General features: G+C 58.2%; 9 protein-coding genes. 3 read left to right on the top strand and 6 right to left on the bottom strand.

The features are described 5' to 3' along the window. Positions 1-722 precede the first annotated feature (722 nt). The gene (locus RXV86_RS00910) at positions 723-1208 is read left to right on the top strand and encodes a terminase small subunit (protein WP_316296917.1); all 486 of its coding nucleotides are present in this window, start codon (positions 723-725) and stop codon (positions 1206-1208) included. A gap of 384 nt (positions 1209-1592) precedes the next feature. Next, complete coding sequence (locus RXV86_RS00905; RefSeq protein WP_316296916.1) at positions 1593-2756, top strand: tyrosine-type recombinase/integrase; 1164 nt, start codon at positions 1593-1595, stop codon at positions 2754-2756. A gap of 226 nt (positions 2757-2982) precedes the next feature. Here RXV86_RS00905 and RXV86_RS00900 read toward each other — a convergent pair whose 3' ends face one another. The 5 genes from RXV86_RS00900 to RXV86_RS00880 form a co-directional block, all read right to left on the bottom strand. Beyond that, a complete protein-coding gene (locus RXV86_RS00900; RefSeq protein ID WP_316296915.1) occupies positions 2983-3615 on the bottom strand; it encodes a tyrosine-type recombinase/integrase in 633 nt (210 codons plus the stop codon). 144 nt (positions 3616-3759) lie between these two features. Beyond that, positions 3760-4257: a GNAT family N-acetyltransferase gene (locus RXV86_RS00895; RefSeq protein ID WP_316296914.1), complete on the bottom strand. Its 498-nt coding sequence runs from the start codon at positions 4255-4257 to the stop codon at positions 3760-3762. 544 nt (positions 4258-4801) lie between these two features. Further along, a complete protein-coding gene (locus RXV86_RS00890) occupies positions 4802-5671 on the bottom strand; it encodes a fumarylacetoacetate hydrolase family protein (protein ID WP_316296913.1) in 870 nt (289 codons plus the stop codon). After that, positions 5668-6603, bottom strand: a complete 936-nt coding sequence (locus tag RXV86_RS00885; protein ID WP_316296912.1) for a 2-dehydropantoate 2-reductase — start codon at positions 6601-6603, stop codon at positions 5668-5670. Before RXV86_RS00885 ends, RXV86_RS00890 begins: the two co-directional genes overlap by 4 nt. Further along, complete coding sequence (locus RXV86_RS00880; protein WP_316296911.1) at positions 6600-8135, bottom strand: trimethylamine methyltransferase family protein; 1536 nt, start codon at positions 8133-8135, stop codon at positions 6600-6602. Before RXV86_RS00880 ends, RXV86_RS00885 begins: the two co-directional genes overlap by 4 nt. A 136-nt stretch (positions 8136-8271) precedes the next feature. Between RXV86_RS00880 and RXV86_RS00875 the strand changes: the two genes are divergently transcribed. Continuing rightward, positions 8272-9141 (top strand): LysR substrate-binding domain-containing protein, encoded by an 870-nt coding sequence (locus RXV86_RS00875; protein WP_316296910.1) that lies wholly within the window; start codon positions 8272-8274, stop codon positions 9139-9141. Here the strand turns inward: RXV86_RS00875 and RXV86_RS00870 are convergent. Further along, a complete protein-coding gene (locus RXV86_RS00870) occupies positions 9130-9843 on the bottom strand; it encodes a peptidase E (RefSeq protein ID WP_316296909.1) in 714 nt (237 codons plus the stop codon). The genes RXV86_RS00875 and RXV86_RS00870 overlap by 12 nt on opposite strands. Positions 9844-9878 lie beyond the last annotated feature (35 nt).

The following is a 9878-nucleotide window of genomic DNA, read 5'->3' as shown; positions in this document are numbered from 1 at the left end:
GCAGCTTTCCGCTACCCGCCGGAAGGGCGCACCAATCCGGTCGACACTACCATGGCCCTGGGACCGTCTGCCCGAACAGTAAAGAGGGCGGGCGCATGCGGGGCGGGCTCATGGCCATAGCCTCAGGGATGTCATCGGCATCGGTTTCGCCACGCTTGACGAGCCGCCCACAGCGGGCATCGCTGAGGCTGGTGATCGAGAGATCATCGTAGCGGGCAATCGCGCGGTCGCGACGGCATCGCTCCAGCCTCTGTTTGACCCGAGTGTGAAACGGATCCGTTGTTGATAACGCGAGGAAGAGAAGCACTGGCGGCACATATTCATGAACTGAAAAGTCTGAAACCCGAGCACCTCGCGGCGATGACCGAACGAGTATAAATGACACTTTTCCGCTGCGACCGGCACCGCGAAATCATGCTATGATTCCGTCTCGACCTTTCAAACAGATCTTTTGAAATCTGTGGTCTCTAGTGAACCAGGATCGGCGGGTTTGAATGACCGCATCGGGGAAATGTGCTGAATTGCTGAAATCTCTTTTCTAAATACGTCAGCGTCGTTCGCAGACTTTCTGCACTTGCATCCGCTGCACTCGCATAGGCCCGGAATGTCCCGCTTTTCTGACCTTAATGCCAAACGCGGCGAACGTCCGGTTCTTGCCGGTGTCTGATGTATGGGCACAATCGCGACTTTATGTGTCAGAGTTGCTGACGTACTATAACGACATGGTCGAGAAAGTTGATAGCACGGCAGAATTCACCGCCAGTCAAATGTCCGCCCCTGTCTGCTCCGGGCTGACGGAAAAGCAGGAATTGTTTGCGCTACGGGTCTCTGAGGGCATGAACTTCAGTGCGGCATACCGCGAGACCTATGACACGTCTGGCATGTCTCAATCCTCCGTATGGCGCGAAGCCCATCGCCTGAGCCGGAATGAGAAGGTAGCCATGCGGATTGCCGAACTGGTTGCCATCCGGAAAGAGGACGAGCACATCCAATCCCGTATTCGGGCACATCAGGTGACTGAGCACCTTATGGAGACGATGAGGTCCGGCAAGACTGAAGCCTCACGCCTGCGTGCCGCCGAACTTCTAGGGAAGTCTGTGGGGCTGTTCACCGTCAAGACCGAGATCAAGAATGACGACGACCAGTCCCTTGCTGAGCTTGAGGATGAGCTAAGGCAGCGGTTGGAACGCCTGAAGGCCGCACGATAGTTGGAAGGTCACCCCAAGGAATAGGGCCATTTTTGCCCGATATGTGGGCGAACACTGCATGTTACCGGGGAATGCCTAACTCACATCAGTTTGTCATGGCCTCAAGGCCGAACGTTGAGGTGCCTCGCAGCAGGTTTTGTAACCCGCATGCAACCCAAGGGTCAGACAGCGCAAGCTCTTCTCCACCTAACCATTTGATTTATATGGCGATCCCTGAAGGACTCGAACCCTCAACCTGCTGATTAGAAGAACGTCGTCCTTAAGTTCACTCTCTTTCATAAACGTTCTTTTTCATTTATATCTCTAGTATCTGTGCACCTGTAGGAAATTCCAAGAACCTACAGGCAATGCACAAAACGCACAAAAAACGCACAAGATATCGATATGACCACCAGATTGAACGAGCGAAAGGCTGCGGAGCTAAAGCCCAGAAAGCAATCGTATGAAGTTCGAGACGATGTCGTTCGTGGGCTGATCCTCAGGGTTGGGGTCAAAGGTCAGAAAGTCTGGGAAGTTGTTACCCCCAATGGAAAGACCGCCAGCGGGCGACCACGTCGAACACGTACACGTTTGGGGCTGTTTCCCGACCTATCAGTGAAAGAAGCCCGGAGAGCAGCGGAAACGATAAAAGCGGATCGGCTAAGTCCGGGCGCATCCAGGGGCATCAAGACGGTCAGCGAGCTCTTCGCACGGTACGCGAATGCGGTCGGTGGGAGGATGCGTTCGTTTCGGGATGTCGAGTCCGTGTGGCGCATCTGGGCAGAACCACGCATCGGCAGCGTCAGGATCACTGACCTCAACATTTATCATGGTATAGATCTACGGGACCATATTTCAGCAGCGTCGTCGCAGACGCGTGCATCGTCTGCCCTTCGCGTTCTGCGGCCAATGCTGTCATGGGCGGCAAGTGAGGGGTACCTGCCCGTCAATCCCTGGCTGGGTCTTAAGGCTGGCACGCCTGCTCTTGAGCGCGATCGCGTTCTGACTGAAATAGAATGGATCAAGCTTTGGGAAGTTGCACAATCTACCCACTACCCATTTGGCCCATGGCTGCAGGCGCTGATGCTGAGCGGCCAACGGTTGTCGAATGTCGCGCAGATGAGATGGGACGAGATTGCCGGTGATGTATGGATCATTCCCGCGTTAAAAATGAAGGCGACACGTCCGGATCGCGCCAGATCACATGAGGTTCCATTGTCTGGAGCACTGTCTGATCTCATTGCGTCTCAACCACGTCTCGGTCCCTACGTATTTACTACGACTGGCGACAAGCCCATCGTTCCGGGTTCAAAACTCAAGGTCCGAGTGTCGACACAAGCCGAATTGACGGATTGGCGCTGGCACGATGTACGCCGCACGGCGGCCACGCTGATGGCGTCAAGTGGTGTGCAGCGGTTTGTTGTCGAGCGTGTCCTTGGACATTCTGACAGCTCAATCACCGCGATCTACGATCGTGCGAGCTATCGGGGTGAGAAGAGGGAAGCACTCGAAATACTCGCAGGAACAGTCATTGAACCGCTGCCGCGTGAAAGGTTGACCAATGAGTAGCCTGCCTGCCCGCGAGTCTCTCGGACCGGGCACAACGGAAGAAGAAGTTGCAGCGGCGATCGCCAATAAGTCACCGCAATTTGGGACTCTCATACCCTATTCAAACCTTGATCTCTTCCCTCATTTTGCAAAGAGAGCGAAGGTCCGGAAAGCGGGCTGCAACTGCAGCATCTTGACCCTTTGACCAAAGTCCGCTCAGGGCCGTCTGTGAAGACGGCCCATGTCTTTAGATTTCAACGGCTTCTGAAATCGCCAATGCATCTTCGAGTTCGACACCAAGGTATCGAACGGTGCTATCCATCTTCGTATGTCCGAGCAGCAGCTGAACTGCACGTAGGTTGCCAGTCTTTCGATAAATGTGTGCAACCTTGGTCCGTCTCATGGAATGGGTTCCGAATGATGTCGAATCGAGTCCAATGGACTTAACCCATTCGCGGACAAGCCGCGCATATTGCCGGGTCGAAATGTGCAGACGTTCATGAAAACGCCCTGGCCAAAGGTACTCGGAGCCGACCATCAGGGGTTCCTCCATCCATCGCAGGATCGATTTACGCGTGCCTTCTGTGATCTCGAAGCGCACCGGTCTTTGGGTTTTGCTTTGGATAATCGAAGCCCGTTCCTTGACCTGTCCCGAGGCGTAGATATCGGCGACCTTCAGTTTCACCAAATCGCACCCACGAAGTTTGCTGTCGATGGCCAAATTGAACAGTGCCAGATCACGATGGTTTTCTGCGATCTCGAGACGCACGCGGATGGCCCAAACATGCTTTGGCATCAAAGGACGTTTCTGTCCGACGCCTCGGCCCTTGTTCCAGGCAGGGCGACAAGCTCGAATGGCGGGTAAGTTTGCAATGGTCATGATGGTTCCTCCCATCCGCCACGATCCACCACAGCGCCAACCAGACGTTAGCAACTCAGCTTAGCATGCTCATTTGTGCGTGCGGAGAAGGTCGGGTGAGAGCCCAAATTGACCAATGGCTGCGGCTAGATCGAATAGCGGTTTTCAATCAACAAGCGTGCGTTCCATGAAGTAAACATAAGGCCGCCATTGATTGGGGAAGCCGTCAGGATGTGGAATGGCAGAAAAACCGGCGCCCTCATACATTGCTTTGGCATGGGTCAGAAAGTTTGCAGATGAGAAGATGACCATTTTATAACCGTCTTGAATTATTTGCTCGAACATGTGCTCCAAGAGACGCCGCCCTATTCCGTATCCGCGGCCATTCTCGTTCACGAACATGCGGTTGAATTCAGCGACGCCGGAACTTGCTTCATTGTACATAACACATCCAACGGGATGATCATCGAGCGAAGCGACCAGAATGCCGCCACTTGGTCTTGAGTGCAGAGAAGGGAGGTCATCGAGAATTGCTTCGAAACGCTCCGGGTCCATCGGGTTTCCTTCGGTTGGCCAGTCGGCCGGGTAGTTTTTCCAATGCCAGTCGAGCCACTGTCGGCACAGGTCGCGCGCTTGTCCAATTTCAGTATCGGTTGCTGCCATTCTTATCAAAATTTCTATAACTTTGGCCCGCCTTTGGTCGTTCCACCGAGATGGTGGGATCGATTCTCAACCAAGTCTAGCACAACCCTTGAGGTCATTTGATGAAATCTCAGAAAGGTCTGCTTCGTCCCGCTTAGCAGTCCTTGAACCGTCGCCCGACTAACGACCGCAATGCGGACATCGCCGTCATTCGTTTTTCGTTGTTTGCTTGCGCAGAAACCTCTCGCACGTGCGGCGTGCTGTATTCCGCGCCGCAGCGAATTCCCCGTTTGCGGACATTCGTAGGGATACAATCCTGCAAAATCCAAACCGTTCTTTCGCTGCAGCCGGGACCGACTTTCGAGGAGCGGACCAAGCAGGCATTCGCTGCGCTCACTCCAAAGACGGTCAAATGTTCACCATGTCCGGGTAGACGGAAGGATCGGCAGAAGCTGGAAGTCGTTTCGTTTGAGAAGTTGGGTCAATTGAAACATTGCCAGAAAACCTCGGTTTGCGATCTCGTCTCGTCTGGCAGGCTAAGAGTTTGAGAAAGCCTCACCGTGTTTCACGTCTTCCGCCGCTCAAAGCCGGATGAGACCGAATTTATCAGCGTGCAATCCGTCCCAACCGAGACCTTCACGGTGTCGCCAGGCATGAGAAAACGTTTCGGACTTCTGCTACCACCAGTCCCGTCCGGTGAGCCCGAGGCAATGACGTCGCCAGGCCGCAGGGTGAACAGGTGGGATGCATAGGCAATCTGTTCGGCGACCGAGAATATCATCTCGCGGCCAAATGCATGCTGCACCACCGCGCCATTCAACGTGACGGTCAGTTCCAGATCCTGAGGCGGGGGCAGCGCATTGGCGGTCGTGATCCAGGGGCCCCAGGCGCCCGAACGGGCAAAATTCTTGCCGGCATAGACCGAATGTTTTTGCCAGTCTCGTACCGAACCGTCGTTGAAAGCGCTGTAGCCCAGCACATGCGACATGGCCTGATCGGCGGACACATGGCGCGCAGTGCGGCCTATGACGACGGCAATTTCGCCCTCGTAGTCAAAGCTCTGCGCGGCCTCACCCATCGGCATCTGAAGCGCGTCCTCATGGGCAAGCATGGCGTCGCGTTCCTTGCCAAAGAGGATGATATTGTCCGGGTCAGGCGGGGAGACACCATCGACCGGGTAAGGTTTGCGATAGTTCATCCCGACGCAGACGATCTTGCGCGGATTTGGAACAGGCGGCAGGAAGGTGATGTCCGAAACCGGAATCGAATGCCCCTGATCCGTGTCGCGCCTCAGCAAGTCCAGCGCGTCGTCGTCCAGCACGTCGCGCAGCGTCGGATACCGCGACAGGAAATCGGCGCTTGCCGGGGTGACGGTGTCATCGGCAAACACGCCGTAGAGCGGTTTTTCTGCCAAGAGGAAGGAACCGATGTTCATGTGCTTTGCCCCGCAAACAGGCTTTCGCGCTGGCGCAGGACGGCGCTCAGCGTGTCATTATAGGGCGTCTTCACCCCGGCCTCGCGGCCCAGAACCGGGACGATGCCGTTGATCGCATCGAGTTCCGACACCCGCCCGGCCATATGGTCAAGCAGCATGGACGGGCGCGCCTTGGGCATGCCCGACCCGAATGCGGTGACATAGGCAACCGGGTCATCAAATCCCAGCGGGATGCCCTTGGCGACGGCGATCGCATGGGCCTCGCGCATCGCGCCAAGCGCGATGGCCCAATGCTCGGGGTTGGCCATCAGTTCACCCACCGTTTCATTGAACACGGTGCAGGGCGCAGAAAAGGTGACATTGCACAGGAACTTTTCCCAGATCAGTTGGGTGATGTTGTCAAACGCGCGCGCATCAAAGCCAGCCTCTTGCCAGACCTTTTCCAGCTGTTTCAAACGCTGGGTCAGGCCGCCGTTCAGCTCGCCGATGCGGATCAGCTTCATGGCGTTGTGATGCGCATGGCCCGGTCCCTTCATCGAGGCGCCAAAGCCGTCGGCGACGCCCAGCAAGACATTGTCTGGCGCGATATGCTGGCTGATCCTGTCCCCGGCGCCCAAGCCGTTCTGAATGGTCAGAACCAGGGCCTCCGCTCCTATGACCGGGGCGGCTGCCCGCGCGGCGGGTCCCACGCCCGAGGCCTTGGTGGCAATCAGGCACAGATCACAGGGGCCGACCTGTGTGACGTCGGTGGTCGCGCGAATGGAAGTGACCACCCGGTCCCCGCTGGCACCTTCCAGGCGCAGACCATGGGCATTGATGGCATCGACATGCTCCGCCCAGGTGTCGACCGCCCAGACCTCGTGCCCGGCATCGGCCAGAAGGGCGGCATAGACCGACCCCATGGCGCCGACACCCATCACCAGAATTTTCATGCTTGGCGCATCCTTTCCCTTGGCAGCTTGATATCGAAACGGCTGCGAATGTCCCGATCGATTTCCGCGGGTATGTGGCTGGGAAAATGATTTGCCAGCGTTTCCTGGGCAGCCTGCCGGGCCGCGCTGTTGATTGTCGGCGCGCCATTGGCAAGCCATGCATCCGGGGCCTGCCGGTCGGCGTGGGCGGGATAGACGAAATCGGATTTCATCCGGGCATAGGTATCGGGATGTCCGAGGAAATGGCCTTCGCCGCGCACGGTCTGTGCAATGACATCAACGGCCAATGTCTGCGCATCAACCGGGATCGGGCTGGCCGCGCCAAGAATGGCGCCCAGCATGTCATTGTCGATGACATAGGCCTCGAACGAGGTGGCCATCAGCCCGGCCTGCGTGCCGGCCGCCTGAGTCACCAGATTGGCACCGGCCTGCACCGCCATGGTGACGGACAGGGCCTTTTCATATCCGGCCTGCGCATCGGCAATCTTGCTGTCGGTCGCCCCGGCGATGGTCGAGTTCGGCAGGTTGTAAAACTGCGCCATCTGGGTGGCCGCCGCCGTCAGTATCGCCTGTTCGCCGCTTCCCCCTGCCATCCCGCCCGAACGCAGATCGGTCACCATCGGGCGGGCGCCATAGATTGCCGTCACTTCCGGGTTGACGATCCACGCCAGCACCATGCCCGCCAGGGTTTCGGCATTGGTCTGTGCGAGGCAGCCGGCGATGGTGACGGGGCTGGATGCGCCCATCTGCCCGAAGGTATTGACCATGACCGGCAACCCGAGTTCGGCGCCGGCCAGCAACACGTTGCAGGCTTCGGGATCAAACCGCAGCGGCGGCACCGCATGATTGATGTTGAGCGACAGGAACGGACGGGCGCGAAAGGCCTCGGCGGACCCCGCCAAAAGAAAACACATCCCGGCAATGTCGCGCACGTGCTCGGCTTGGCTGCATGATGTCATCACGTGTTTGGACGTTCCGGCCAGCGCGGCATAGGCGGTATTGATGTCCAGATCGCGGAGGGTTTCCATGTCGCCCGCAATCATGGACCGCGAGAAAAACTGAACATTGTCCAGTGTATCGACTAGGCGCGCCGCGTCGTAAAGATCGGCAAGCATGGCCGGCAGGTATGCCCCGGTTTCCAGATCGACCACCATCGGTGAAGCCCCGCCCGACCCGGTGTGAACCCGTGAACGGGTCATTTCGATATCCTGGGACGGATCGCGGGCGCAGAGCGTGAAATCACGGCGCAGCCCGGCCAGCGCCTCTTCGACAAGAGACCGGGGAAAGAGCAGCCGCCCATCTTCGGTTTCCTGGCCACCGCGACCGACAACCGCCCGAACCGCCTCGGGCGATGCGTCGCTCAGCCCGATGTCATGCAGGATGTCGAACGACGCTTCGCTGATGCGCGCCATGTCCTCCTGACTGAGAGGCCGCAGGCGTCCGGTGACCGGAGCCGCGCGGCGCGGCGCAGGCGCGACATCGGCTTTGGGGCGGCGGCGGCGTTGTCGTTGGCGAGGGGAATTGTTTTCCATTTTCTCGGTCTGTTGGGTTCACCTGCAAGCTTTTCAACGGTGAAGCGCCTCGACAAGCAAATTATCGGACCGATATAGATAAAGAAAACAGCATCCATTGGATTTGCACTTGTCCGGAAAAACCAGAAACCTGCCCTTGACGGCATTGCGCACCTTCGAAGTCGCCGCGCGGCGGCTCAGTTTCAAGGACGCCGCCGACGAACTGTGCGTCAGCGCCACGACCGTCAGCAACCAGATCAGGCAGCTCGAAGCGGACTGGAACTGCAAGCTGTTCATCCGCCAGACCCGCGCGGTTGTTCTGACCGATGAAGGCCGCTCGCTCAGCCAGGTTGTCACCCGCGCCTTTGACGAGATCCGGGCCGAGGTCGAGGTTCATATGAACCCGGCACGCAAGTCGGTGACGCTGGCGGTCGGGCCGATATTCGGGTCCCGCTGGCTGGTGCCAAGACTGGCGCGGTTTCGCGAGGCTCATCCGCGGATCGATCTCGTCTTGCACGAAAGCCCGCGAATTACCGACGCGGCAATGATGACGTCGCACCTTGCGGTGGATTGGGGCACCGGGAATTGGTCCGGGCTCAACAGTCAAAAGCTGTTGGACATCACCTATTCGCCGGTTGTGCGGGCCGATGTGATCGATGCCTTCGGTGGGTTGAAAGAACCATCTGACCTCACCCGGATTCCGCTTATTCATCAGCGGGACAAGTCGGAATGGTCGGCGTGGTTCAAACTGGCTGGCATGGCGGATTTCGAGCCTGTGGCAGAAACGACGATCCGGGATTCCAACCTTGTGCTGCAGGCGGCGCTTGACGGGCAAGGCGCTGCGCTTGGCGTTTTCCCCTTCGTCAGCAATGATATCGGCAGCGCCCGGTTGGTAAAACCGTTCGATATTGACCTGATCCCCCAACGATCCTTCTACCTTCTTAGCCGCCCAAGCAGCCCGCGAACGCGGGAAGTCTCGGTTGTTCAAAACTGGCTTCTGGAGCAGGCGGCCAGATCACCCGATTGATAGGTACTCTTCGGTGACGCCCTGCGGGCCCCGGCGGACCACATAGGCGCCGGCACCGGCCTGGGCGCCGCAAATACCGGTTGGGAGACCGTTTTCGAAGGCAACCGCAACGCCATCGTCAATTGCGATAGATGCGGGCATGGTTTGTGCACCGACGGCTGCGTGCAGCGCGGCGCGGCGGTCTGTTTCGCTCGAGTAGTGCGGACAGGCGCCGATCGGGATCAACCCCAGACCCGGTAGCGGGCGCATCGCCCCCTTGCCCGAGCTGAACAGGAAGCTGTCGAACCAGCAGACCGCGCCGGCGCTGACACCGGCAAGGATGACACCGGATCGGCAGGCCTCGCTCAGAACCTTGTCCCAACCCTCCCGGCGCCACGCAGCAACCATCTTTTCGGTATCACCGCCACCGACATAGACAAGATCAACCTGTTCAAGGCTGCGCGCAAGCTGGGCCGCAGGCAGCGTCATCGGCAGATGAACAAGCGTCTCGGCAACATCTGCAAAACGCGCGTTGAAGCGCGCGGTCTTTTGCGGATCATCGCCGCTCGCCGCACCAATGAACGCGAGCCGCGGGTTGCCACGCGCCGTTGCGGACAGGCAGAAATCATCCAGTTCGGGGTGCGCATCATGGGTAAAGCCACCCCCGCCGATGGCGATTATCTTCATATCGTTGCGTCCCACATATCCGGTTTCTGCATGCATCTCCCAACAAACGGTATTTGTCTGCGGCCTGTCAA

It is taken from the genome of Aliisedimentitalea sp. MJ-SS2, assembly GCF_032586155.1.
In the GTDB taxonomy this organism is placed as follows: Bacteria; Pseudomonadota; Alphaproteobacteria; order Rhodobacterales; family Rhodobacteraceae; genus JAWHTC01.
The sequence above is the reverse complement of the archived record's forward strand: the minus strand, read 5'-3'. Positions and strand labels throughout refer to the sequence as shown.

Bases quoted from the DNA above. Each gene is read 5' to 3' on its own strand.
- RXV86_RS00910 (WP_316296917.1), top strand. From the start codon at position 723: ATGGTCGAGAAAGTTGATAGCACGGCAGAATTCACCGCCAGTCAAATG.
- RXV86_RS00905 (WP_316296916.1), top strand. From the start codon at position 1,593: ATGACCACCAGATTGAACGAGCGAAAGGCTGCGGAGCTAAAGCCCAGA.
- RXV86_RS00900 (WP_316296915.1), bottom strand. From the start codon at position 3,615: ATGACCATTGCAAACTTACCCGCCATTCGAGCTTGTCGCCCTGCCTGG.
- RXV86_RS00895 (WP_316296914.1), bottom strand. From the start codon at position 4,257: ATGGCAGCAACCGATACTGAAATTGGACAAGCGCGCGACCTGTGCCGA.
- RXV86_RS00890 (WP_316296913.1), bottom strand. From the start codon at position 5,671: ATGAACATCGGTTCCTTCCTCTTGGCAGAAAAACCGCTCTACGGCGTG.
- RXV86_RS00885 (WP_316296912.1), bottom strand. From the start codon at position 6,603: ATGAAAATTCTGGTGATGGGTGTCGGCGCCATGGGGTCGGTCTATGCC.
- RXV86_RS00880 (WP_316296911.1), bottom strand. From the start codon at position 8,135: ATGGAAAACAATTCCCCTCGCCAACGACAACGCCGCCGCCGCCCCAAA.
- RXV86_RS00870 (WP_316296909.1), bottom strand. From the start codon at position 9,843: ATGCATGCAGAAACCGGATATGTGGGACGCAACGATATGAAGATAATC.